This is a genomic window from Pseudodesulfovibrio sp. 5S69, assembly GCF_037094465.1.
GTDB lineage: Bacteria > Desulfobacterota > Desulfovibrionia > Desulfovibrionales > Desulfovibrionaceae > Pseudodesulfovibrio > Pseudodesulfovibrio methanolicus.
Window position 1 is genome coordinate 3,296,226 of the sequence record NZ_CP146609.1, and the last position, 22,864, is coordinate 3,319,089.

Annotated in this window: 24 protein-coding genes; 12 read left to right on the plus strand and 12 right to left on the minus strand. The window is 65.1% G+C overall.

Going from position 1 to position 22,864, the window contains the following annotated elements; all coding sequences use genetic code 11:
- Positions 1–3 precede the first annotated feature (3 nt).
- The 4 genes from V8V93_RS15710 (at position 4) to V8V93_RS15725 (ending at position 2,981) form a co-directional block, all read left to right on the plus strand.
- A complete protein-coding gene (locus tag V8V93_RS15710; protein WP_338667545.1) occupies positions 4–414 on the plus strand; it encodes a PaaI family thioesterase in 411 nt (136 codons plus the stop codon).
- A complete protein-coding gene (gene ruvX / locus V8V93_RS15715; RefSeq protein WP_338667546.1) occupies positions 415–828 on the plus strand; it encodes a Holliday junction resolvase RuvX in 414 nt (137 codons plus the stop codon). It abuts the gene before it with no gap.
- Entirely contained in the window at positions 804–1,868 is a 1,065-nt protein-coding gene (gene mltG, locus V8V93_RS15720) for an endolytic transglycosylase MltG (protein WP_338667547.1), read from the plus strand. The genes ruvX and mltG overlap by 25 nt, the downstream gene beginning before the upstream one ends.
- 84 nt (positions 1,869–1,952) lie before the next feature.
- Entirely contained in the window at positions 1,953–2,981 is a 1,029-nt protein-coding gene (locus tag V8V93_RS15725; protein WP_338667548.1) for a Ppx/GppA phosphatase family protein, read from the plus strand.
- Positions 2,982–2,990: 9 nt separating this feature from the next.
- Here the strand turns inward: V8V93_RS15725 and lepB are convergent, their stop codons facing one another.
- The 6 genes from lepB to V8V93_RS15755 all read right to left on the minus strand — a co-directional run bounded on the left by lepB (position 2,991) and on the right by V8V93_RS15755 (position 7,587).
- Positions 2,991–3,839: a signal peptidase I gene (gene lepB, locus V8V93_RS15730; protein ID WP_338667549.1), complete on the minus strand. Its 849-nt coding sequence runs from the start codon at positions 3,837–3,839 to the stop codon at positions 2,991–2,993.
- A gap of 17 nt (positions 3,840–3,856) precedes the next feature.
- Positions 3,857–4,975, minus strand: coding sequence for a threonine synthase (locus V8V93_RS15735; RefSeq protein ID WP_338667550.1), 1,119 nt, complete (start codon positions 4,973–4,975; stop codon positions 3,857–3,859).
- Entirely contained in the window at positions 4,972–5,370 is a 399-nt protein-coding gene (locus V8V93_RS15740) for a RidA family protein (RefSeq protein ID WP_338667551.1), read from the minus strand. The genes V8V93_RS15735 and V8V93_RS15740 overlap by 4 nt, the downstream gene beginning before the upstream one ends.
- Before the next feature lie 65 nt (positions 5,371–5,435).
- Positions 5,436–6,455, minus strand: a complete 1,020-nt coding sequence (locus tag V8V93_RS15745; protein WP_338667552.1) for a glycosyltransferase — start codon at positions 6,453–6,455, stop codon at positions 5,436–5,438.
- A gap of 3 nt (positions 6,456–6,458) precedes the next feature.
- On the minus strand, positions 6,459–7,376 hold the full coding sequence (locus V8V93_RS15750; protein WP_338667553.1) for a TIGR00269 family protein: 918 nt from the start codon (positions 7,374–7,376) through the stop codon (positions 6,459–6,461).
- A gap of 13 nt (positions 7,377–7,389) precedes the next feature.
- Positions 7,390–7,587, minus strand: a complete 198-nt coding sequence (locus V8V93_RS15755; RefSeq protein ID WP_338667554.1) for a hypothetical protein — start codon at positions 7,585–7,587, stop codon at positions 7,390–7,392.
- Between the two features lie 211 nt (positions 7,588–7,798).
- Here V8V93_RS15755 and V8V93_RS15760 point away from each other — a divergent pair, with 211 nt between their 5' ends.
- The 6 genes from V8V93_RS15760 to V8V93_RS15785 all read left to right on the plus strand — a co-directional run bounded on the left by V8V93_RS15760 (position 7,799) and on the right by V8V93_RS15785 (position 12,812).
- Positions 7,799–8,170 carry a response regulator gene (locus tag V8V93_RS15760; RefSeq protein ID WP_338667555.1) on the plus strand — a complete coding sequence of 124 codons (372 nt, stop codon included), beginning with the start codon at positions 7,799–7,801 and terminating at the stop codon, positions 8,168–8,170.
- Between the two features lie 182 nt (positions 8,171–8,352).
- A complete protein-coding gene (locus V8V93_RS15765) occupies positions 8,353–9,321 on the plus strand; it encodes an HD-GYP domain-containing protein (protein WP_338667556.1) in 969 nt (322 codons plus the stop codon).
- Between the two features lie 74 nt (positions 9,322–9,395).
- On the plus strand, positions 9,396–10,037 hold the full coding sequence (locus V8V93_RS15770) for a site-2 protease family protein (RefSeq protein WP_338667557.1): 642 nt from the start codon (positions 9,396–9,398) through the stop codon (positions 10,035–10,037).
- Between the two features lie 33 nt (positions 10,038–10,070).
- Complete coding sequence (gene trpS, locus V8V93_RS15775; RefSeq protein ID WP_338667558.1) at positions 10,071–11,060, plus strand: tryptophan--tRNA ligase; 990 nt, start codon at positions 10,071–10,073, stop codon at positions 11,058–11,060.
- A 69-nt stretch (positions 11,061–11,129) separates the two neighbouring features.
- Positions 11,130–11,558: an FKBP-type peptidyl-prolyl cis-trans isomerase gene (locus V8V93_RS15780; protein WP_338667559.1), complete on the plus strand. Its 429-nt coding sequence runs from the start codon at positions 11,130–11,132 to the stop codon at positions 11,556–11,558.
- Positions 11,559–11,636: 78 nt separating this feature from the next.
- Complete coding sequence (locus V8V93_RS15785; protein WP_338667560.1) at positions 11,637–12,812, plus strand: pyridoxal phosphate-dependent aminotransferase; 1,176 nt, start codon at positions 11,637–11,639, stop codon at positions 12,810–12,812.
- Between the two features lie 322 nt (positions 12,813–13,134).
- Here V8V93_RS15785 and V8V93_RS15790 read toward each other — a convergent pair whose 3' ends face one another.
- Positions 13,135–13,746, minus strand: coding sequence for a hypothetical protein (locus V8V93_RS15790; protein ID WP_338667561.1), 612 nt, complete (start codon positions 13,744–13,746; stop codon positions 13,135–13,137).
- Positions 13,747–13,899: 153 nt separating this feature from the next.
- On the opposite strand from V8V93_RS15790, the gene V8V93_RS15795 reads away from it, so the two are divergent.
- Entirely contained in the window at positions 13,900–14,199 is a 300-nt protein-coding gene (locus V8V93_RS15795; RefSeq protein ID WP_338667562.1) for a late competence development ComFB family protein, read from the plus strand.
- A 79-nt stretch (positions 14,200–14,278) separates the two neighbouring features.
- Here the strand turns inward: V8V93_RS15795 and V8V93_RS15800 are convergent, their stop codons facing one another.
- Genes V8V93_RS15800 through V8V93_RS15815 form a run of 4 tightly spaced genes read right to left on the minus strand, consistent with a single transcriptional unit; the run spans position 14,279 to position 19,505 of the window.
- Positions 14,279–17,449 carry an efflux RND transporter permease subunit gene (locus V8V93_RS15800; RefSeq protein ID WP_338667563.1) on the minus strand — a complete coding sequence of 1,057 codons (3,171 nt, stop codon included), beginning with the start codon at positions 17,447–17,449 and terminating at the stop codon, positions 14,279–14,281.
- 9 nt (positions 17,450–17,458) lie between these two features.
- A complete protein-coding gene (locus V8V93_RS15805; protein ID WP_338667564.1) occupies positions 17,459–18,526 on the minus strand; it encodes an efflux RND transporter periplasmic adaptor subunit in 1,068 nt (355 codons plus the stop codon).
- The gene (locus V8V93_RS15810; protein WP_338667565.1) at positions 18,526–19,038 is read right to left on the minus strand and encodes a hypothetical protein; all 513 of its coding nucleotides are present in this window, start codon (positions 19,036–19,038) and stop codon (positions 18,526–18,528) included. The genes V8V93_RS15805 and V8V93_RS15810 overlap by 1 nt, the downstream gene beginning before the upstream one ends.
- Positions 19,032–19,505: a MarR family winged helix-turn-helix transcriptional regulator gene (locus V8V93_RS15815; RefSeq protein WP_338667566.1), complete on the minus strand. Its 474-nt coding sequence runs from the start codon at positions 19,503–19,505 to the stop codon at positions 19,032–19,034. The genes V8V93_RS15810 and V8V93_RS15815 overlap by 7 nt, the downstream gene beginning before the upstream one ends.
- A 95-nt stretch (positions 19,506–19,600) precedes the next feature.
- On the opposite strand from V8V93_RS15815, the gene V8V93_RS15820 reads away from it, so the two are divergent.
- The gene (locus V8V93_RS15820; protein WP_338667567.1) at positions 19,601–22,699 is read left to right on the plus strand and encodes a UvrD-helicase domain-containing protein; all 3,099 of its coding nucleotides are present in this window, start codon (positions 19,601–19,603) and stop codon (positions 22,697–22,699) included.
- Here V8V93_RS15820 and V8V93_RS15825 read toward each other — a convergent pair.
- Positions 22,696–22,839, minus strand: coding sequence for a hypothetical protein (locus V8V93_RS15825; RefSeq protein ID WP_338667568.1), 144 nt, complete (start codon positions 22,837–22,839; stop codon positions 22,696–22,698). The genes V8V93_RS15820 and V8V93_RS15825 overlap by 4 nt on opposite strands.
- Between the last annotated feature and the right edge of the window lie 25 nt (positions 22,840–22,864).

Here is a 22,864-nt window from a genome sequence, read left to right on the forward strand (position 1 = left end):
ACCATGGACTGCGACGGCGTGAAGGAACTGCTCGGCCAAAGAAACCGCTTCGGCGCCCTCGTCGGGGTGGATATCGTGGAGGTCGCCCCCGGCGCGGCCACCTGCCGCATGGACGTGCGCGACGAGCACATGAACCCCTTCGGCACGGTCAACGCGGGGGCCATCTATGCCCTGGCCGAGACCGCCTTCGGCGCGGCCGCCAACGCGCACGGCAACGTCGCCGTGGCCGTGAACCTGTCCATAGCCTACCTCAAGCCCGCCACCGGCGGGCGGCTCACTGCCACGGCCACGGAGTTGTCCGCCGGAGGCCGCATGGCCACCTACTCGGTCCGGGTGACGGACGAGGCCGGCGCGCTCATCGCCGACGTCCAGGCCATGGGCTACCGGACCAAGCTCCCGCTTGAGGAGGCCTAAGTGCGGCTGCTCGGCATCGATTTCGGGCTCAAGCGCGTGGGGCTGGCCGTCAGCGACCGCACCGGCACCCTGGTCTCGCCGCTGAAGACCATCGAGCGGACCACGCGCCAGGCACTCTTTGACGAACTGACCGAAATCATTCATGATGAGGCCATCGAGGCCGTGGTGGTCGGCCTGCCGCTCGCCTTGAACGGCGAGGACACCCTGGCCACCCGGCAGGCCCGCAATTTCGCGCAAAGCCTGGAGAGGAGGATCGAGGCGCCCGTCCATCTCATGGACGAGCGGCTGACCTCGGCCCAGGCCGAAGAGGAACTCAACGACGCCGGACTCCACGGCGCCAAACGCAAGGCCGCCCTGGACAGCCAGGCCGCAGTCGTCATCCTTCGCTCATGGCTCGACTCCGTTACTTCCTGATTGCCTCGGTCCTGCTGGCGGTTCTCGCCGGGCTCGGCGCGGGCGGCTACAAGTGGTACAAAGCGTGGCAGGAGGAGCAGTTCCTGTCCACACCGCCCGAGACGCCCGGCCGCGACGTCCTGTTCCGCGTGGAGCCGGGCCAGATATTCACCACCATCGCCGCCAACCTCAAGAGCGAGGGGCTGATCACCGACACCCGCCGCTTCTACCGGCTGGCCGTGCGCACGGGCAAGGGCTCGGCCGTGCGCGCGGGCGTGTTCAGGCTGTCCACGGGCTGGGTGCCGGAGCGCGTCCTGACCGAGTTGACCTCGTCCTCAGGGGTCATGCGCCGGGTCTCCGTGCGCGAGGGGCTGACCTGGTGGCAGACGGCCAAGATCATCGAAGCGGCCGGCCTGGGCGACGCGGACGGCTTCGCCAAAGCCGCGGCCGACCCCGCGCTGCTGGCCGAATTCGGCATCAAGGCCGGGGACGCCGAGGGCTACCTCTTCCCCGAGACCTACCTGCTCACCCCGCCCAAGGACCATCCGGCCCGACACATGGCCGAGATCATGATCCGCGAATTCTTCAAGAACGCGCACAAGGTCTGGCCCGAGGGGCTCCCGCCCTCCGAAGATATGCACCGGGCCGTGATCCTGGCCTCGCTGGTCGAGAAGGAGACCGGCGACGAAACCGAGCGGGCGCGCATCGCCGGGGTCTTCCGCAACCGGCTGAAAAGGCACATGCTCATCCAGTGCGACCCGACCATCATTTACGGCCTGGGTCCGGACTTCGACGGGAACCTTAAAAAGAGCGACCTGACGGACCGGGACAACCCGTACAACACCTACGTCCACCCCGGCCTGCCGCCCGGCCCGATCTGCTCGCCCGGCCTGGACTCCCTCATGGCCGCGGTACATCCCGAGAAACACGACTTCCTCTACTTCGTGGCCAAGGGCGACGGTTCGCATCATTTCAGCCGGACCCTGGAGGAGCACAACCGGGCCGTGCGCCGCTACCAGCTCAAGCGCAACCGGGCCACCTATCGCTCCACCAGACAATGACATGTCGCGTCTCGGCGTTGCAGGGCCACCCGTTTTTCTATACGTTACACCAGTGAGCGCGAGAGGTTATACGGGGGAGGAAATATGCGTCCGAAACTGAACATGGCACTGCTGGCCGGGGTGATCCTGTGCCTCTGCATGATTGCGCCGTCTCTTGCGCAGGACGCCACCGTGGTCCGACGCGCGGCCTTCGACGTCGGCGCCGCCAACATCAAATGCATCATCGCGGACGTGGACATCTCCACCGGACTCATCGTCAACCCCGTGGCCACCCTGTCCGAAAAGGTCGACTTCGCCGAGGACCTGGCCCGCTCCTATGACGGCAACCTGAGCAAGGACATCATGGCCCAAGGGATCCAGACCTTGGAAAGGCTCAAGTCCGTGGCCGTGGAGAAGAACGCCCTGGAATACTCGGCCGTGGGCGGCCGCATCTTCCAGAAGGCCCAGAACGGACGGGCGTATTTCGTGCGCATCCGCCAGGAGACGGGCATCCCCTCGCGGGTCATCTCCGAGCAACAGGCGGCCATGCTCTGCTACCACGCCGTGCGCCAGGAACTGGGCGACAAGGCCCACGATCTCCTGGTCTGGGACATCGGCGGCAACTCCATGCAGATGACCATCCGCAAGCCGGACGGCGGCCTGCTCTTCTACATCGACCCCATGGCCTCGGTGGCCTTCAAGAACGTGGTCATCCAGACCATCCAGCGCAAGGACATCAACACCACGGTCAGCCCCAACCCGGTCAGCCCGGACGAAGTGGAGCAGGCCCTGGCCTACATTCAGGCCCACGCGGCCATGACCGTGCCCCTGTATATCGCCAACCGGGTCGCCCGTCCGGGCCTGACCGTGGCCGGCATCGGCGGGGTGCACTACTACTCCGTGCCCGAGGTGCTGGGCGGGCGCAAGGAAACCTACACCCGCGACGAGGTGGCCGAGGCCCTCAAAAAGTGGACCGGCAGGCCGGACAAGGACTTCAAGAGCGAATACGCCGAGAGCCGCCTGACCAACCTCATCCTGGTCCTGGGCTACATGGACGCCCTGGGCATCGAGGAAGTCCGCCCGCTCAAGATCAACCAGGCCGACGGGCTGTTCGCGGCCCGCGAGTTCTGGTAGGCCGTCCGCCTAGCGCAGGGGCGATCCCAGCCTGTCCGTCCAGTCGGGCGCGTTCATGTCGCCGGGGAAATAGATGTACCCGGCCCTCCCGGTTATCCTCTTCCTGGGCACCGGCCCAAGCCAGCGCGAATCGAAGCTGTCCTCGCGGTTGTCGCCCATGAGAAAATATTCGTCCGGCCCCAGGGTGACCGGCCCGCAGGCGTCGCGCACCGGCCGGATGCCCGCCTTGGAATGGCGCACGTAGGGCTCGTCCAGGGGCGCGCCGTCGATGAACACCTGCCGCGCCCTGATCTCCACGGTTTCGCCGGGCAAGCCGACGATCCGCTTGACGAAATCGCGCCGCCGAGTCTCGGGCGTGGAAAAGATGACGATCTCGCCGCGTTTCAGTGCGTCCCCCGGCTCCAGGACCTCGACCATGAAATGGTCGCCCACCCGGATGGTCGGGAGCATGGAGGCCGACGGCACCTTGTAGGCCCTGAAGAACCAGCCCTTGACCACCCGCTCGTAGGCCGCGCCCGAACCGAGGCTGACGGCCAGGCAGATGAGGTAGACCCACCACCGGTTGCACGGCTTGAGCGTGTATCCCGAGGATTTACGCGCCGTGACAAAGGCCTCCCCGGCCACAAACAGGTTGTAGCCGAGCAGGATGGACACACAGAGGAGCATGGCCGCGAAATCGGCCCAGAACAGGATCATGAACAGGGCCACGAGCAGTTCGGTCAGGTAGAGGCCCACGCCCTTTTTCCACTGGCCGTTGTAGACCTGGCCCAAGCCCACGGCCACCAGGGAGAAGATCAGGGCCAGCCACGGGTTGCGGGGCTTGGGGATATGCGTCGTCGGAGCGTCGATGTCGGCCATGGGATGCGTCCTCCCGGTCAGTCGCTGACCAGCTTGTGCAGTTTGTCGCCCACCTTGAGTCCGTGGCCCGTGAACATGGTCACGATAACCTCGCCCGGCGCGGCGGACCTGGCGTACTCGGCGGCCCCTGCCGCCACGGCCGCCGAAGTCGGCTCGATGCAGAACCCCTTGCGGCCCGCGTCCCGGAAGGCGGCCAGGATGGCCTCCTCGGACACGGCCAGGCAGGTCCCGCCGGTGTTGCGCACGGCCTCAAGCATCTGGGTGCCGCGCATGGGCAGCCCGATGGCGATGCCCTCGGCCAGGGTCGGTTCGGACACGGCGGCGGTCACGGCGTCCTCGCCCGCGGCAAAGGCCGCGCACAGCGGCGCGCACCGGGCGGACTGCACGGCCACCAGCCGGGGCACGCGCTCGACGAGCCCCATGTCCCTGAGTTCGGTGAAGCCGATGTGGGCCCCGAGAAGCAGGGTGCCGTTGCCCGCGGGCAGGACCACGGTGTCGGGCCCCTTCCAGCCGAGCTGCTCGGCCACCTCGTAGGCGAAGGTCTTGGTGCCGTGGAAGAAGAACGGATTGTACACGTGGCTGGCGTAGTAGCGGTCCCGCGCCGCGGCCATGCACGCCGCGGCCGTGTCCTCGCGCGAGCCGGGCACGGGTTCGAGCTCGGCCCCGTAGAGTTCGATCTGGCCGAGCTTGCCCGGCGAGTTGTCGGCGGGCACGAAAATCCTGCAACGGATGCCCGCCTTGGCCGCAAAGGCCGACACGGCGCAGCCCGCGTTGCCGGACGAGTCCTCGACCACGTCGGTCACGCCCATATGCGCGGCCATGGCCATCATGACCGCCGCGCCCCGGTCCTTGTACGAGCCGGTGGGGAAGAGCTGCTCCTGCTTGACCAGCACCGGCCGGCCGCCCAGTTCCACCTCGACCATGGGGGTGAACCCCTCGCCCAGGGTCAGTTCCGCGCCCTCGGGCACGGGCAGGGCCTCGCGGTAGCGCCACAGGGTGGCGGGCCGCCCGGCCACCTCGGCCGGGTCGAGGCTCGGAGTGAAGTCCAGGTCCAGCAGCCCGCCGCAGTCGCAGCGCCAGCGCGGGACCATGACGTCGAAATCCAGACCGCAGTCGCGGCAGACGAACCGGGTCATGCGCCCTCCCCTTCGGCCTCGTTCACGGCGGCCACGCACTCGATCTCCACCAGGAAGCCGTAGTGCAGCTCACGGGTCGGAACCACGGCGCGGGCAGGCTTGTGGGCACCGAAAAACTCGGCGTAGACCGCGTTGACCCGGCCCCACAGTTCGATGTCGGCGATATAGCAGGTACACTTGAGCACCCGGTCGCGGCTCGAACCGGCGGCGCGCAGGACCGCTTCCACGTTGGCAAGCGCCTGCCGGGTCTGTTCCTCGACGGACCCGAGCCTGCGCTCTCCCGTGGCCGGGTCCACGGCGAGCATGCCCGAGACCCAGACCAGGCCGCCGTGCACGACGCCCTGTGAATAATGCCCCGCCGGGGGGGCGCAATCCGGGGTGGATACGAAGTTCATGAACGCTCCTTGTCTTGAGCGAACCGTGCCAGATTCCGGGAGGAATGGCTAGGCCGAGAGAAAAATCAGGCGGCCGGAATGTAGTCGCGCCCAAGCCGGCCGCCGCGCCCTTCGAGGAACGCGGCGATCTCCTCGCGCGCGCCCCGGCTGGCCACGTACGGGATGCAGAACCCCTCGCCCGGCCTCGGAGCTTCGGCGCGGTCGCGGACCGGCAGGCCGTGGACCACGTGGCCGATCTTGTTCGGGTCCACGTCGTAGTAGGCCGCAAACTTGATGCCGTGCCCGAGAAGCAGGTCGGCCCGCTTGCGGGTGGTCCGCCCCGAACCGAGGATGTGGACCACCGGGTGGTGCGGGTTGTTGCGCGCAAGCCAGCGGGCCAGGTACTCGGTCTTGACGCGATAGAAGGCGTCCACGTCGTAGCGCGGGTGGGTGCGCGACAACCGGTCCGGCGGATCGTTCCAGACCAGCAGCTCGGCGTCCGCCTTGAGCATCCTGACCCCGCCCTCCAGCCAGCGCAGGAGCAGGTCGTAGTCCTCGGGGAAGTCGCCCTCGCGGTACGGACCGTGCTTTTCCAGGCAGTCGCGCCGGAACATGATGGACGGGTTGGGCACTGGGAACTCCACGAACCGGTTCAGGCTGATGGCCTCGTGGTCCAGGAGCGTGTTGGTCCAGTCCACGTAGCGGGCATACCCACGGCATTTCCGGCGGCAGCCGCCGAAGCGGACGCGGCAGCCGACCAGGCCGACGTCCGGGTGGTCGTCGAGCAGCCCGGCCTGGGCCGCGAGCCTGCCCGGCAGCGCCTCGTCGTCGGCGTCCATGCGGGCGATGTATTGCCCACGCGAGGCTTCGATGGCCGCGTTGGCCGCCCGGATGACCCCGCCATGGGAAATGGAGAAGGTGCGGACGCGCCCGTCCCGGCACGCATATTCGGCCAGGACGGACGCGGTTTCGTCGGTCGATCCGTCGTCCACGGCCACCACCTCGAAATCTGCGCCCTCCTGGGCCAGGAGCGAATCGAGCGCTCCGGCCACGGTGGCCCCGCAATTATAGCAGGGCATGGTCACGGAGATTCGAGGTCCGGCCACGGGCTACTCCGCCTGGGCCTTGCTCTCGCGCACCGCCGCCCTGATGCGGCAGACCGAGCAGACCTCGGCGCTGGTGGGCGAGCCGCACTCGGTGCACGGTTTCAGTTCCGCCCCGGTCTCTTTCTCCACCTGGGCGAAAGCCGGTTTGCCCTTCTTGAGAAAGGACTGGTAGAATTGGAATTTCTGGCCGGGGCTGCGGTGTTCCAGCTCGCCCCACAGCTCCTTGTGGCCGGTGAAGCTGGCCCCGCCCGCATACGGGCAGGGATCGGAGTGGATCTCGATGCCCTTGAGGAAGGCGTAGTTGGCGGTCTCGAACTCGCTTAAACGGAACAGGGGCTTGACCTTGCGCACGAACCCCTCCGACGCGGGCAGGACCGGGCCCTGGTCGGACAGGTAGGCCGTGTCCCAGCGCAGGGTGTTGGCGAACAGCCGGGCCACCTCGTCATCGAGGTTGTGGCCGGTGGCCAGGACGTCGAATCCCTCCTCCACCGCGATGCGGTTGAAGTGGTGGCGCTTCATCTTGCCGCACACGGCGCAGACCGGGCGCTTGACATGCTCCTTGACGTCCGGAATGGGCAGGCCCCAGGCGGCCATCTCGAAGACGCGCAGGGGCAGTTCGTTCTTTTCGCAGAAGTTCTCGACCTTCCTTCGGGCCTTGTCCGACGAGTTCGGGATGCCCAGGTCGATGTGCAGGCCGGTCACGTCGTACCCCTGCAATTTGAGTTCAAGCATCAACGCCAGGGAGTCCTTGCCCCCGGACAGGGCCACCAGGACCCGGTCGTCATGGGTGAACATCTTCTCCCGGCGGATGGCCGTCTCCACCTGCCGGGTGAAGAAGAGCGGGTAGCAGTCGGCGCAGAACCCGGAATGGTGGCTCGGCAGGGCCACGTGGGCCGTCTTGCGGCAGCGGGTGCATTTCATATGGATATCCCCCTCAGCCGGCCGAGGTGACTTTGCGGACCATCAGTTCGTCGCCGTTGGCGAGCATGCGGTCCGCGGTGAGCAGTTCGCCGTCGCGGACGACGATGGCCATGGTGGGACGGAGCCGCAATTTGTTCAGCACGGCCAGCACCGAGCGCGTGTCGTTCAGTTCGATGCGCTTTCCGTCCGGTTCCAGATTGACAATGATCATTCGGTATCTCCTTTGCCGCAGGCCATTTTGAGGGCCAACGGCTGCGGCGGACAGTACGCAGATTGGCGAACGAGTTCAAGTTCCGCCCGGCCCGCTGCCCGGAACGGAGAGGGAAAATGAGAGAATATGCCATTAATTTCAAAACCGCTGTTGACCCTAAAGTGCTATATCGCCTATGCTCGTATTAAGGGCTAATTCCAAGGAGGAAGCCATGAGCCAACCCAAAATTCTCGTAGTGGACGATGAAAAACACATCCGCATGCTCTACCGGGAAGAGCTGGAAGCCGACGATTACGTCGTCGCCACCTCCGACGGGGAAGAGGACATCCTCGACGTCATCGCCAGGGAAAATCCGACCATAGTCATTCTGGATATCAAGCTCGGCGTCAACCGCTCGGGGCTCGACCTGTTGCAGGAAATCCGCACCAAGGATCAGCAGATCCCGGTCATTCTCTCGACGGCCTACGACTCCTTTCAGCATGATCTCAAGTCCATTGCGGCCGACTACTACGTGGTCAAGTCCGTGGATCTGACCGAGTTGAAGGACAAGGTCAGGATGGCCCTGAACAAGGCCGGCGCCTAACTTTTCTCCTACCCACTCACTCCCGAAACGGACGCCCTCCCAGCGTGGAGGGCGTCCTGCTTTCCGGGCTCCCGAAAGGACATCCGGCTATCATTGACAACCGACAAGTTTCATGGATACCTGGAATGATTCCGGTAGTGGATGGCCGGTCCAAAGAACCCCGGAAAAATCGGAAGTCCCCCATGGCGCAACTGACCAAGGCAGAATATTTCCCCATATCGCCGCTCATCCTGAGGCCGGATTTCAAGGTGCCCTTCGACATCTTCCTGCGCCACGACGACAGCTATGTCCTGTTCAACGCCAGCGGCCGGATGCTGACCAAGGCCAAGCGCAAGGAGCTGGCCCTGGCGGGCATCGTGACCATCTACGTGGACAAGCGCGCCCGCAAGCTCTACCATAGCTATATCCAGGCCAACCTCATCGAACTGCTCGAGGACGAGTCCATCTCCCTGGCCGAACGCGCCCAGGCCTGGACCAACGCGGCCTCCGCCCTGTCCAAGGAGCTGTTCGAGACCAACCTACCCGGCCCGGCCTTCAAGAAGCGCTACATTCGCTTCCAGGAGCTCGTCCGCAGCAGCACCTCCTTCCTCAAGTCCCCGGCGCCGCTCAAGAAACTGACCCGGTTCATCGGCAAGGGGTACGGGACCTACCACCACGGCATCTCCACCATGGTCTACGCCGTGAACCTGATGCTGGAGTACCGGTTCGAGGACGAGGACGTCCTGGCCTGCGGCATGGGCGCCCTGCTCCACGACATAGGCCAGGTCGGCATGGAGGAGAGCCTGCTCAACGCCGACCCCGAGACCATGGGACCGGCACAGCACCAGGCCTATGCCATGCACCCGCTCATCGGGGTACGCGTCTGCGCCAACTTCGACCTGCCGGTCAGCGCCACCAACTGCATCCTGTTCCACCATGAACGCATCGACGGCAAGGGCTACCCCACCCAGGCGGCCAACGATGAGATTCCCCTGCCCACCCGCGTGGTCGCCCTGTGCAACCGCTACGACGACCTGACCCGCAACCGCCCGTACAGGCGGGCCATCAAGCCGTTCGACGCCCTCAAGGCCCTGACCGACGACAAGGGGCTGGTGGAACCGGACATGCTCAAGCGGTTCATCAAGCTGCTGTCCCGCGCGGAGATCGTGTAACAACCGCCGGGCCGGGCGGGGCAGCGGGTTGAAATACCTTGCCGCCCAACCCCGTTGCATGATAGCCGCACCTGATGTTCAACATCACCGCACAGGACATCCAGGTCTACCTGACCCTGGCGCCGGGCCTGCTCATCGCCCTGGTCTTCCACGAGGTGGCCCACGGCTACGTGGCCTACCTGCTGGGCGACCCCACGGCCAAGTCCGCCGGACGGCTGACCCTGAACCCCCTCAAGCACCTGGACCCCATAGGCACCCTGGCCTTCTTCTTCGTCCATTTCGGCTGGGCACGGCCCGTGCCGGTCAACGCCCGCTACTTCAAGAACCCGCGCAAGGGCATGATGTTCACGGCCATGGCCGGGCCGGGCATCAACTTCATCCTGGCCGCCCTGTTTGCCGGGGCGTTCCACCTCATGGCCCTGTTCGGCCTGAGCCCGCGCAACGCCCTGTACGCCGTGGCCTACTACGGGGTCTTCGTCAATCTCATCCTGGCCGCCTTCAATCTCCTGCCCATTCCGCCGCTGGACGGCAGCAACGTCCTTGCGTACTTTCTTTCCCCGCGCGCCGCCTACAGATACATGTCCATGAGCCGCTACGGGTTCATCATCCTCATCGCCATCATCCTGCTCGGACGCTACACCGGGCTCGACATCGTCGGCCGGGTGATCGTCCCCCTGGTCCAGGGCCTGGGTTCCCTGCTGGGCGTCCCCCTCTAACCCTCTCACCCTCTAACCGCAGACCACTTCATCATGAGCGAAAAACAACGAATCCTCTCCGGCATGCGCCCCACGGGCCCCCTGCACCTCGGTCACTACTTCGGCGTCATCGCCAACTGGCTGAAGCTCCAGGAGGAATACGACTGCTATTTCTTCGTCGCCGACTGGCACGCCCTGACCAGCGAATACGCCGACCCGACCCGCATCAAGGGGTTCGTCCCCGGCCTGGTCAAGGACTGGGTGGCCGCCGGACTGGACCCGGAAAAGTGCTCCATCTTCCAGCAGTCCCAGATCAAGGAGCACGCCGAGCTCAACCTGATCCTGTCCATGTACACCCCGCTCGGCTGGCTCGAACGCTGCCCGACCTACAAGGACCAGAAGGAACAGCTCGCCCAGAAGGACCTGAACACCCACGGCTTCCTCGGCTACCCGGTGCTCATGTCCGTGGACATCCTCATGTACAAGCCCCTGGCCGTGCCCGTGGGCAAGGACCAGTTGCCGCACCTGGAACTGACCCGCGAGATCGCGCGCCGCTTCAACCACCTGAACAACACCGACCTGTTCCCGGAACCGGCGGACATGCTCACCGAGGAGCCGGTCCTGCCCGGCCTGGACGGACGCAAGATGTCCAAGAGCTACGGCAACTCCATCATGCTCTCCGAACCGCTGGACGAGATCATGCCCAAGGTCCGCGGCATGAAGACCGACGAGAACCGGCTGCGCAAATCCGATCCGGGCGACCCGGACGTCTGCAACCTCTTCCCCTACCACCGGCTCATGACCGACCCGGAAAGGCTTCCCGAGATCATCAAGGGCTGCAAGGACGCGTCCTGGGGCTGCGTGGATTGCAAGAAGCTGCTCATGGAGTCCCTGGAGCGGTTCCTCACGCCTCTGCACGAACGCCGCGCCGCCTGCACCGACGAGCGGGTGCGGGAGATTCTGGAGGCCGGCAACGCCAAGGCCCGTTCCTACGCCGTGAAGACCATGGAAGAGGTCCGCAAGGTCATCAACTTCGACTTCTAGGCGAAAACGCGCTAGGATGTCCCCATCCCCCCGGACACGACCGGGCCAAACAACCATCCAGGAGATTCTATGACTGCGCAGAATGGCAGCACCGTCAAGGTACACTACACCGGCACCCTCAAGGAGGACGGCAGCCAGTTTGATTCCAGCGAAGGCCGCGAGCCGCTGGAGTTCAAACTGGGTGAAGGCATGGTCATCGCCGGGTTCGAGAAGGCCGTCATCGGCAAGTCCGTTGGCGACACCGTGACCGTGGAAATCCCGCCCGAGGAGGGCTACGGCTCCCCCAGCGAGGAACTGGTCTTCCAGGTCCGCCGCGAGCAGCTCCCGCCCACCGTGGAGCTGGAAGAGGGCATCATGCTGGAGATCCGCACCGAGGACGGCCAGCCCGCCTACGTCCGCGTGACCGAATTCGACGACGAACTGGTCACCCTTGACGGCAACCATCCCCTGTCCGGCCAGACCTTGGTGTTCGACATCGAAATCGTCGAAGTAGCGTAACCAACGACACTGTAAACAACTTTCCCCGCCTCTTGCTGCACCGGCGAGGGGCGGGGTTTTCTTTTTGCGAGAAACGTCATGAGCATATCCGATCGTTGCTGCGGCATCACCCCGTTCCTGGTCATGGAAATCAACGAAAAGGCCGAGGCCATGGAGCGCGCCGGTCAGTCCGTCATCCGCATGTGCGTGGGCGAACCGGACTTCGACACGCCCGAATGCGCCAAGAAGGCCGCCTGCAAGGCGCTCGACGACAACCTGACCCACTACACCCACTCGCTCGGCATCCGCGAACTGCGCGAGGCCATTTGCGAGGACTACGCAAAGCGCTACGGCGTGGACATCGCCCCGGACAACATGGTCGTCACCCAGGGCACCAGCCCGGCCATGCTCGTGCTCTTCTCCACCATCCTGGAGCAGGGCGACAAGGTCATCACCTCGGACCCGTGCTACGCCTGCTACGACAATTTCATCACCTTTGCCGGGGCCGAGCCGGTCAAGGTCCCGGTCTTCGAGGACGACGGCTTCCAGTACCGCGTGTCCGCCATCCGCAAGGCGCTCAAGGAGAACGACCGGATCAAGGCCATCCTGATCAACTCCCCGGCCAACCCCACCGGCACCCTGCTCTCCGAGGAACGGCTCAAGGCCATCGCCGAGATCGCCGAGGAGCACAACCTGTGGATCGTATCCGACGAGATCTACCACGGCCTGGTCTACGAGGGGAAGGAACACTCCATCCTCGAATACACGGACCGCGCCTTCGTGTTCAACGGCTTCTCCAAGCTCTACGCCATGACCGGCTGGCGGCTGGGCTACCTCATCGCCCCGCCCAACTTCATGCGCACCCTCCAGAACCTCTGCCAGAACTTCTTCATCTCGGCCAATACCATGGCCCAGTGGGGCGGCTTGGCCGCGCTCAAGGAGGCCGGGCCGGACGTGGAACGCATGAAGGCCACCTACAACAAGCGCCGCATCTCCATGCTCGGCCGCCTCAAGAACATGGGCCTGCCCGTCAAGCACGAACCCACCGGCGCGTTCTACGTGCTCGTCAACATGCGCCCCTACGCCGAAAAATTCGGCGGCTCCTCCCTGGCGCTGGCCTACGACATCCTCGAAAAGGCCCACATCGCCGTCACGCCCGGCATCGACTTCGGCCAGGGCGCTGAAGGCTACATCCGCTTCTCCTACGCCACCTCCATGGCCAACATCGAGGAAGGCATGAACCGGTTGGAGAAGTATCTGAAGGACTTCGCCTAGAAACGAGTCATGGCGCGACGGGAGGCGGCTTCCGAGAGCGGGCCATCTGCACATTTTTTCCGGCCGGGCCAATCCTCACGTAGACGGCTACGCTGCGGTTGCCCCGGCCGAAAGAAAATGCACAGCTGCCCCACTCTCGACAAATCCGCAGGACATCGGATTTGGACGTTGCGGTCTTTCCGCAATACCCCGAAGGGGAGAGCCCCAGGACGGGGCGAATCAAAGCCTATTCCGAGCGCGGGGGACTGAGCCGCTGTCGGGTGCTGCGCACCCGAATCGCTCCAAGAAAGGTAGGCAACGCGGGGAGATGCTCCCCCACCCACTACACTCTGATGTCCAATCCTTTATAGGGGGCGGCACCCGCTCCCACCACAACGCCGCCGGGGGCGAACAACGAGTGGGAGGTCATGTTGGTGGAGTACCACCAGGCCATGGCGTCGGTGGACAGGGGGCGGGTCATGTCCCGTTCGGACAGGTTGTTTCGGGCCGCAGCGGCGAGCTTGCCGAACTGGAGGGCCCGGCCGAGCTGCCGGACCCGGTCGGGGTTGGCTGTGAAGTAGGCGTTGATCATGTCCTTGTCCGGGTGCTCGCCGGCGACCGCGACCGAGCCCGCCGGGTCGTAGAGCAGGCGGAAGACCGTAGCGGTGTCCGCGCCCAAGGATTCGAGGTCGTCCTTGACCTCGTCGTTCCAGGTTTCGAGCAGTTCGCCGTGGCGGACCTCGACGTCGGCAAAGGTCAGTTGCGCGGTCTCGTCGGGAAAGGCGGCGGAAAGCAGGTCGCGGAGATAGCCGCGCAGGACCGAACCCGAGGGCGCGTCTTCCCGACGGTTTTTTGACTGCTCCGGGCCCAGGGGAAATTCACTGTCCGAAGCGGCTTTCCCCGGACGTCGATACGTGTACCCTTGTACAGCCTGTTCAATAGGTTGCGTTGCCATGATGTCTTCCCGCGCAGGCGTTGTAACGAATGGCCGCAGACGCTCACCCTATATTCTTAGCATGAAATGTACCATTCGATTGCCAAATAACGGCGATCAAGGTTAGTATGCGGCAACTCCTGACGAAACCGCCAACCACCGGGGGGAAGGCTGATGATGCTCAAAAAGACCATGAAGATCAATGGGGTGGACGTATCCAAGATCGTAAACCGCAACGAGCGGCGCGTGGCCGAACTGGTCCCGCAGATCATCGAGGAATATTACGAAGACTATATTTTCGAGGACCTGGACATACAGGATATCTACGCCCTGACCCTGAACCTGCTCCCGGCGGCCTATGCCCAGGCCGGGTCCATCGTGCTCTCGGACCGCATCTCGGACTACGAGTTGCGCTCCCAGATCCGCAACGCGGTGGAACGGGTCCTGGACAATCCCACCAGGACGAACGACTAGCTGCAAAACGGGACAACGGCAAAACGAACGGCCCGCCATGGCGAACATGGCGGGCCGTTTTGCTTTCCGGTCGGTGGGGCTAGTCCTCTTCCCGTCGGCTGCCCACCTGTTCCATGGGGATGACGAACATGAGCAGGGCCGGGATGACGAACACGGTGAACACCGTGGACAGGGCCAGGCCGCCCAGGACCACCGCGCCCAGGCCGCGATAGAGCTCCGATCCGGGGCCGGGGGCCAGGGCCAGGGGAAGCATGCCGAAGACCGAAGTGGTCGCGGACATGTAGATGGGCCGCAACCGCGTTCGGGTAGCGTCGAGCACGGCCTCCTTGTAGTCCATGGCCCGTTCGCGCACGTTGTTCAGCGACTGGTGGACGATGAGGATGGCGTTGTTCACGACCACGCCGATGAGGATGACGAACCCGAGCATGGTCAGAATGTCGAGCGGTTGCGGGGCGATGAGCAGATTTTCGAGCCTGAGCCCCATGAAGCCGCCCGCGCCGGCCAGGGGCACGGTGAACATGATGATCAACGGGTAGATGAAATTTTCGAACAGGGCGGCCATGAGCAAATAAGTGATGAGCATGGCCAGGATGAAGTTCCACTTGAGCGCGTCGCGGGTCACGGTCAGCTTGTCGGCCGCACCGGACAGCCGCACGGACACGCCGTGCATGAGCCCGGATTGCTCCACCTTGGGGAGGAGCTGCTGCTGGATGACTTCCATGGCGGACTGCAACGGCATGTCCACGGGCGGGGTGACCTGCAAGGTGATGGTCCGCCTGCGCTCCAGGTGGCGGATCTGGGTCACGCCGTAGGTGTTCTCCATGTCGGCCAGGGAGGAGAGCGGCACGGCCCAACCGTTGGGGGTGGCCACGAGCTGCGAGTAGAGCTCCTCGGGCGTGGCCACATCCTCTGCGGAGGCCTTGAGCACCAGATCGATCTTCTTTTTGCCCTCCTCCTTGAAGTCGCCGATGGTGCGGCCGTCCATGATCACGTCGATGGCCGTACCCAGGTCGTTGGAACTCAGGCCGACGGCCTTGAGCCGATCGCGGTAGGGGTGGAACCGGACCTCGGGATAGAGGAGCTCCAGCGACGGGATGGGCCGGATCTGCGCGCCGTGGATGGCCTGCATGGTCATGCCGAACATGGTCCCTGCCGCGGCCACGAGCTGGTTCAGGTCATCGCCCGAGAAGTCCACGTTGATGACGCGGCCCTCGCCGATGCCCTGCTCGAAGATCGACGCCTGGAGCGACACGCCGAACATGCCGGGAATGGAATTGATGATCCGCATGAACATGGGGATGAGCGCACCCGCGTTCTGCTCCTGAGTGGAGATGGCCCCGAACAGGTTGATGGTCGGCGCGGACACGTAGAAAAGCTCCTCCACGCCGGGCTGGCCGTTCTCTTCCTTGTGGAACCTCGGCCTGACCTGGTCGAAGACATATTTGCCGATGTCGTCACGCTCCTCGAAGGACAGGCCCGGGGGCGGGATGAGGATGTTGATGATCAGGTTGCGGTTGCCCTGGGGCAGGTATTCCATCTTCGGGAACATGCTGACGACCATGAGCACGGACACGGCGGTCAACCCCAGGACGGTGATCAGCCGTGTCCTCCAGTTGTCGATGGCCCAGGAAAGCAGGCCGATGATCCAGTCGGCCAGCTTCCCGCCCAGACGGTTCAGGGGCCGGAGCGCCCGCTTGGCCAGGGACAGCCCGGCCGGGGTGCGCGGCCCGTCGGATGCGGCCGCACGCTGTTTCTTGTTGTCCGCGATGCGGTAGAACTGGTTGGCCAGCATGGGGATGACCAGGACAGACACGAGCATGGACAGGGCGATGGCGCAGGTCACGGCGATGGCGATGTCCTTGAACAACTGCCCGGCCTCCTGCTCCATGAAGACCACGGGCAGGAACACGGCCACGGTGGTCAGGGTGGAGGCCAGGACCGCGCCCCAGACCTCGCTGGCCCCGTCATAGGCGGCCTTGAACGGCGGCTTGCCCATCTGCCGGTGCCGGTCCACGTTCTCAAGGACCACGATGGCGTTGTCCACGAGCATGCCCACGGCGAACGAGATGCCCGCCATGGAGACGATGTTCAGGGACCGACCGGCGGCCGCGAACATGATGAACGCGCCCACGATGGACACCGGGATGCTGACGGCCACGATGATGGTCGAGCTGAAGGATTGGAGAAAGACGAACAGGACCACGACGGCCAGGACGGAGCCGATGAGGATGTTGCGCTGGACCAGGTCGATGGCGCCGTTGATGTACGGACGCTGGTCGTAGACCCAGTTGAAGCGCACGCCCTGCTGGGCAAGGGGCCCGTCGTTGAGGTCCATGACGACCTGGTGGACCTGGTCGGTCATGGTCAGGATGTTGGTCCCCGGCTCGGGCCGCACGCCCACGACCATGCCGGTCTTGCCGTTATAGCGCATGGCCACCGTGGGCTTCTCGTTGCCGCGCGCCACCGTGGCCACGTCGCCCAGGGTGACGCGGTACTGGCCGGACGAGGAGATGACCACGGACTCGATGTCCTCCGGGGTCTTGAAATCGGCCGGGGTGCGGATGCGGTAGTCGCGGCGCCCCACGCCCAGCGTGCCCGCGGACACGGACACGTTCTCGCTCTCGAGCACACGGATCAGTTCGGTGGCGGTCAGGTTGTAGGAGGCCAGCTTCACGGGATCGATGATGATGTCCATCTCGTCCTCGCGGCCGCCGCCGATGAACAATTCGGCCACGCCCTCCACGCGCTCGATGTACTGGCGGATGTCGTTCTCGAAAAACGTCCGGTAGGTGGTCACGTCCCTGTCGTTGCCGGGCAGGGTCTCGAGGACCAGCCAGATGACCGGGGAGGTGGACGCGCCGGTGGCCGAGATGATCGGCCGGTCCACGCCGTCGGGGTATTCCGGGACCTCGTCAAGCTTGTTGGACACGCGCAACAGCGCGCTGTCGATCTCGGTGCCGATCTCGAACTTGAGGGTCAGCTCGGTCCGGGCGTTATAGTTGGCGCTCTCCATCTGGGTCAGGGCGGGGATGCCCTTGAGCACCTTTTCCTGCTCCTCGGCCACGTCCCGCTCCATCTCGTAGGGCGTGGCCCCGGTCCAGGTGGTGGTCACGGTGATGACCGGCTCGGTCACGTTGGGCGAGAGCTGGTACGGCAGGCCGAGCAGGGCCACCGTGCCGAACATGACCACGAGGATAACGCCCACCAGGACGGCGACGGGCTTGCGGATGGCGGTTCCGACGATATCCATTGGCCCCCCCTACTGTCCTTTCATGGGTTGGGCGGCCACGGGCTGCTGCGGCTGGAGCCGCTCGTTGCCCTTGACGACCACGTCCATGCCCTCCTTGAGGGTCTTGGACTTGACCCCGGCCTCCATGCCCCGATAGCCGACCACGAACACGGGCATGGGCTGCGCCTTGCCGTCGACCACGGCCCAGACCACGGTCTGGCCGCGAGAGGAGATGATCGCATCGCGGGGCACGATCATGGTCATACCGCCCAAGCCCTTGGGCAGGACCACCCTGGCCTCCATGCCCTCGGCCAGGAAGCCGTCGTTGTGCACGCGGATCTTGACCGGGAAGGTCCGGGTGGCCACGTCACCCTTGGGGATGGCCGCGAAGACCGTGCCCGGCACGTCCCGGCCGGCGACCCTGACGCTCACCTCCAGACCGGGCTTGACCACGCCGAAGGCCTCGCGCGGGGCATTGACGACCACGTCGAAGTCCCTGTCCGCGGCCATGACCGCCACGGTCGCGCCGACCGAAATCCAGTCGCCGCGAAAGGCCTTGCGCTCCAGGACCACGCCGTCGTACGGGGCGCGGATGGTCTTCTTGCCGCGCTCGGTGAGCAGCCGGTTGAGGATCGCCCGGGCGGCGATCATCTGCTTTTCGGCGGACAGGGCGGTCAACCTCTTGGAGTCGTATTCGCCCTCGGCCACGGTGCGGCTCTTGAACAGCTTGGTGGTCCGCTCGTTCTCGAGCTTGGCCAGCTCGTAGTTGGCCTTCGCCTGTTCCACGAGAGCCCGGGCGTTGGCGATGCTGCTGTCCAGGATGTCCGAGGACAGGGTCACCAGGGGATCGCCCTTCTTGACGCGCTGGCCGTCCACCACGTCCAGGGACACGACCTTGCCCTCGACCTCGGCGGCCACGTTGGAAATTTCCGTGAAATAGACCGTGCCGATGAACTCGGTCTCGGGGGCCATGTCGCCGGTGGTCACCTTGGCCGTGACCACCGGGGACGGCGGGCGTTCCCCCCCCTGGGCAAAGGCCGGGACGGCCAGCAGGACCGCCAGGAAACAAAGTGCCGCACCCTCAAGGAATCTCTGCATCACGCGCTCTTTTTCAGTAGGTTTTTCCATGGCTTGAATACGGACACAAAGACCGTGGCCGCCAGGACCGCAACCTGGACCAGCCCCCATATGAAATTCATCCGCTCATTGTGCAGGTACGCGGCGTCGCTCAGGGCGCCGGCACCGAGCCGGCCCGAGATATCCATCATGGCCCGCTCCCAGGGACCGAGGCAGACCGTACCGAAGGCTATGGCCGAGACGGTGACCGCCCACTTGAGGATCACCCAGCCGTGCTTGACGAAACCGAAACCGGTGAACAGGGAGTAGGCCAGGCCGGTGAGCAGGCAGCCGAAGGCTCCGGGGATGACCACCACGTAGCTGTCCACGTGGTGGATGGCCCGGTTCATGCCGTAGAGCACGCCCCCGTCGGTCACCCCGGATTTGAGGAAGTAGAGCAGGATCAGGGCGACGCCGCCGCCGACCCAGCAGGCGACCGTGCACAGATGCAATCCCTTCAACCACTTCCGTCCTCCCGGTCCCAGCTTCAGCATGGTTCTTCCTTGAGGCAACAGGTTGCGTCCAGATGGGGCTCGATAAGCTGCCACAGGACCCGCTTGCACACGGCAAACTCCTCGGGGTCCACGTGCCTGACAATCTCCGCCCGGCTTTCCAGGACAATGTCGATGGTCAAGTCCACCAGTTCGCGGCCCTTGTCCGTGATGTAGATGTACTTTACCCGCCGGTCGTCGTCGCCGGATTCGCGGCGCAACAGGCCGTGCTTTTCCAGGGCCGCCACAAGGCGGCTGACCCCGGTTTTCTCCTGGGAAAGCATGTCGCACAGCCTTCCCTGGGTCAGCCCGTCGGCCTTGTAGGCCGGCAACAGGGCGCGCCACTGCTCCACCGTGATCGAAACCCCGGCCTCGGCGAAGCGGGCGGCCAGATCGTTGGCGAAGACTCGGGCGACCTTCCAAGAGAGAAAGCCGATGGACTCCCTCGGGTTCATTCTGTCAAGATTCATGGCAAAAGTTGTATCTGCAACAAAACCCGCAGTCAACCCATTTTGGCCAGGGCCACGGGTTGCAATAATAGGAGTATGCCTATACTGTTCCCTCCATGGAAAGATTCACCGCCGACCTGCACATCCACTCCCGTTTTTCGCGTGCCACCAGCAAGAAACTGACCATCCGGAACCTGGCCGCCTGGGGCCGCCTGAAGGGCCTTTCGGTGCTGGGTACGGGCGATTTCACCCACCCCGAATGGCTGGCCGAGATCGAGGAGCAACTGGAGGACAACGGCAAGGGGCTGTTCACCCTGCGGGAACCCGGCGGGCTGGAAAAGGAAGTCCCGGCCTTTGACGGCGAAATCCCCGGCCGCACCCGGTTCATGCTCCAGACGGAGATCAGTTCCATCTACAAGCGCGGCGGCAAGGTCCGCAAGGTCCACAACCTGGTCTACATGCCCAACCTGGACGCGGTGAGAAGATTCAACGAGAAGCTCGGCCAGGTGGGCAACCTGGCCTCGGATGGCCGCCCCATCCTCGGCCTGGATTCCCGCGACCTCATGGACCTGGTCCTGGAGACCCACCCCCAGGCGTTCCTGGTCCCGGCGCACATCTGGACCCCCTGGTTCTCCCTGTTCGGCTCCAAGTCCGGCTTCGACTCCATCCGCGAGTGCTTCGGAGACTACGCGGACGAGATCTTCGCCATGGAGACCGGGCTTTCGTCCGACCCGGAGATGAACTGGACCTGGTCCGAGCTGGACCGCATCCGGCTGATCTCCAACTCCGACGCCCATTCCGGCGAAAAGCTCGGCCGCGAGGCCAACCTGTTCCGGGGCGAAATTTCCTTTGAAGGCATCTACCGGGCCCTGCGCGGCGAGGGGCTGGGCCACAAATTTCTCGGCACCGTGGAGTTCTTCCCCGAGGAGGGCAAGTACCACATGGACGGGCACCGCAAGTGCGGCGTGTCCATGGACCCCCACGAGACCATCGCCCGGGACGGCATCTGCCCGGTCTGCGGCAAGCCCGTGACCGTGGGCGTGTACAACCGCGTCCTGGAGCTGGCCGACCGCGAGGAGCCTGTCCAGCCCGCGGGCGCGCCTGGCTTCGTCTCGCTCATCCCGCTCAAGGAAATCCTCTCCGAGGTGCTTGGCGTGGGCGCGGGCTCCAAGAAGGTCGACCACCTGTACATGCAGCTCATCCGCGAGTTCGGCAACGAACTGGACATACTCCAGCGGGCGCCTGCGGAGGACCTGAGCCGCTTCTCCTGCCACCTGGCCGAGGGCATCACCCGCATGCGCGACGGCCAGGTCATCCGCAAGGCCGGGTTCGACGGCGAGTACGGGGTCATCTCGGTCTTTTCGGAAAAGGAGCGCACCCAGATCAAGAACGGGGCCACGCTCATCCACATCCCCCGGCCCGAGGTCCGGCCCGATCCCGCCCTGACCGCGTCCTGCAAGGCCGTGTCCCGGCCCAAGACCGAGGCCGTGCCCCTGGCCTACAACGACGCCCAGCAGGCGGCCATCGACGCGGGCCCCGGCCCGGTGCTCGTCCTGGCCGGTCCGGGCACGGGCAAGACCCAGACCCTCATGGGCCGGGTGGAGCGGCTCATGGACGAGGGGGTCCCTCCCAAACGCATCCTGGCCCTGACCTTCACCCGGCGGGCCGCCCAGGAGATGCGCGACCGGCTGCACGCCCTGCGGGGCGAGAACGCGGACATGCCCCAGGCCGGGACGCTCCACTCCCTGTGCTTCGACTACTGGAAACACGCCTACTCCGAGACGCCCATCGTGGTGCCCGAGGGAGCGGCCAAGAAGCTGTTCGCCGAGGTCAACCCGGAGTTCGCGGGCAAGAACCTCGACCACTACTGGAATAAATACATCCTGGCCCGCGAGCAATTGACCGAACTGCCCGACGACCTGAGCGAAGCGCACATCAGCTACGGCAACCAGAAGAATCACTGGGACCTGGTGGACTACACCGACCTGTTGGAATTCATGCTCGAACAGTCCGGCGCGCCGACCTTCCACATGCCCTACACCCACGTGCTGGTGGACGAGGTCCAGGACCTCACACCCCTGCAACTGGCCGTTGTCCGGGGCATCGCCGGGCAGTCCGGCGAGGGGCTGTTCTGCATCGGCGACCCCAAGCAGTCCATCTACGGATTCCGCGGGGCCGTGAGCGACGTGGAGGCCCACCTCAAGGGGATCTGGCCGGACATCGAACTGGTCACCCTGATCGACAACTACCGCTCGGGCCAGACCATCTTGGACGGAGCGGGCAATCTTTTCCCCGAGGCCCCGCGCCTGATCGCGCGCAAGGACGTGACCGCGACCATGCACATGTTCGAGGCCCCGGACGCCATGCGCGAGGCCACCTGGATCAGCGACAAGATCAAGGGGCTCATCGGAGCCACCAGCCACTCCATCGTGGACAACGAGGGGAGCGGGGACCTGGCGCCCGGCGACATCGCCGTGCTGGTCCGCTTCAAGGCGCTCATCCCGGTCATCGAAAAGGCGCTCAAACGCGCGGGCGTGCCGGTGAGCACCCCGGAGCTGGAGGGATTCTGGCAGGAGCCGCGCGTGGCCGCCATCCTCAAGGCCGCCGAGCAGTTCCTGGGCATGACCCTGTCCGGCGTCGAGGACACCATCGAGATCCCGGACCACATCCTGGCCAAGGGCCCGGTCGGGCTGGCCGCCTACCTGAGCGAAACCCCGCCTTTCGACCAGTTCTTCTGGGAGAGCCGCCAGTTCAAGGAGCTCAGGCGCGAGTTCGACCGGCGCGGCGGCTGGCAGGGGCTGGTCAACTGGGTGTCCCTCCAAACCGAGCTCGAACTGGTCCGCCGGACCGCCGAAAAGGTCCAGATCATGACCCTCCACGCCTCCAAGGGGCTGGAGTTCGAGGCCGTGTTCATGCCCGCCTGCGAGGAAGGCATCCTCCCCTTCGCGGGCATGGACCTGCTCACCGCCAAAGTCACCCTGACCCCCGGCAGGGGCCAGCGGTTCTCCGAGGAACGCCGGCTGATGTTCGTGGGCATGACCCGCGCCCGGCGGAACCTCTACCTCAGCTATGCCCGGAGCCGGCAGCTCTACGGCAAGACCCTGGCCCTGCCGCGGTCGCGCTATCTGAGGGAAATCCCCGAGGAGCTCCTGACCAAGTCCACCCTGGCCGCCCGCAAGGTGACCAAGGAAAGGCAACTCGGCCTGCTCGACTAGAGAAGAAAGCGGTAAAGCCCGCGTTCGTAGACCCAGCAGACGTTGCGGGCCGCGGACCGGGGCAGGCCGATTCGACGCAACCGGCAGAAGACATGCAGGGGGTTGAACTTATGTTGGAAATATTCGCGAAGCGTGGTCATATCCGAAACCTCGGCAAATCGTTCA

What these genes read in the sequence shown, in the direction of transcription:
- V8V93_RS15710 (WP_338667545.1), top strand. Translation starts at nt 4, where the DNA reads ATGGACTGCGACGGCGTGAAGGAACTGCTCGGCCAAAGAAACCGCTTC.
- mltG (WP_338667547.1), top strand. Translation starts at nt 804, where the DNA reads ATGGCTCGACTCCGTTACTTCCTGATTGCCTCGGTCCTGCTGGCGGTT.
- V8V93_RS15725 (WP_338667548.1), top strand. Translation starts at nt 1,953, where the DNA reads ATGCGTCCGAAACTGAACATGGCACTGCTGGCCGGGGTGATCCTGTGC.
- lepB (WP_338667549.1), bottom strand. Translation starts at nt 3,839, where the DNA reads ATGGCCGACATCGACGCTCCGACGACGCATATCCCCAAGCCCCGCAAC.
- V8V93_RS15735 (WP_338667550.1), bottom strand. Translation starts at nt 4,975, where the DNA reads ATGACCCGGTTCGTCTGCCGCGACTGCGGTCTGGATTTCGACGTCATG.
- V8V93_RS15740 (WP_338667551.1), bottom strand. Translation starts at nt 5,370, where the DNA reads ATGAACTTCGTATCCACCCCGGATTGCGCCCCCCCGGCGGGGCATTAT.
- V8V93_RS15750 (WP_338667553.1), bottom strand. Translation starts at nt 7,376, where the DNA reads ATGAAATGCACCCGCTGCCGCAAGACGGCCCACGTGGCCCTGCCGAGC.
- V8V93_RS15755 (WP_338667554.1), bottom strand. Translation starts at nt 7,587, where the DNA reads ATGATCATTGTCAATCTGGAACCGGACGGAAAGCGCATCGAACTGAAC.
- V8V93_RS15760 (WP_338667555.1), top strand. Translation starts at nt 7,799, where the DNA reads ATGAGCCAACCCAAAATTCTCGTAGTGGACGATGAAAAACACATCCGC.
- V8V93_RS15765 (WP_338667556.1), top strand. Translation starts at nt 8,353, where the DNA reads ATGGCGCAACTGACCAAGGCAGAATATTTCCCCATATCGCCGCTCATC.
- V8V93_RS15770 (WP_338667557.1), top strand. Translation starts at nt 9,396, where the DNA reads ATGTTCAACATCACCGCACAGGACATCCAGGTCTACCTGACCCTGGCG.
- trpS (WP_338667558.1), top strand. Translation starts at nt 10,071, where the DNA reads ATGAGCGAAAAACAACGAATCCTCTCCGGCATGCGCCCCACGGGCCCC.
- V8V93_RS15780 (WP_338667559.1), top strand. Translation starts at nt 11,130, where the DNA reads ATGACTGCGCAGAATGGCAGCACCGTCAAGGTACACTACACCGGCACC.
- V8V93_RS15785 (WP_338667560.1), top strand. Translation starts at nt 11,637, where the DNA reads ATGAGCATATCCGATCGTTGCTGCGGCATCACCCCGTTCCTGGTCATG.
- V8V93_RS15790 (WP_338667561.1), bottom strand. Translation starts at nt 13,746, where the DNA reads ATGGCAACGCAACCTATTGAACAGGCTGTACAAGGGTACACGTATCGA.
- V8V93_RS15795 (WP_338667562.1), top strand. Translation starts at nt 13,900, where the DNA reads ATGATGCTCAAAAAGACCATGAAGATCAATGGGGTGGACGTATCCAAG.
- V8V93_RS15800 (WP_338667563.1), bottom strand. Translation starts at nt 17,449, where the DNA reads ATGGATATCGTCGGAACCGCCATCCGCAAGCCCGTCGCCGTCCTGGTG.
- V8V93_RS15805 (WP_338667564.1), bottom strand. Translation starts at nt 18,526, where the DNA reads ATGCAGAGATTCCTTGAGGGTGCGGCACTTTGTTTCCTGGCGGTCCTG.
- V8V93_RS15810 (WP_338667565.1), bottom strand. Translation starts at nt 19,038, where the DNA reads ATGCTGAAGCTGGGACCGGGAGGACGGAAGTGGTTGAAGGGATTGCAT.
- V8V93_RS15815 (WP_338667566.1), bottom strand. Translation starts at nt 19,505, where the DNA reads ATGAATCTTGACAGAATGAACCCGAGGGAGTCCATCGGCTTTCTCTCT.
- V8V93_RS15820 (WP_338667567.1), top strand. Translation starts at nt 19,601, where the DNA reads ATGGAAAGATTCACCGCCGACCTGCACATCCACTCCCGTTTTTCGCGT.
- V8V93_RS15825 (WP_338667568.1), bottom strand. Translation starts at nt 22,839, where the DNA reads ATGACCACGCTTCGCGAATATTTCCAACATAAGTTCAACCCCCTGCAT.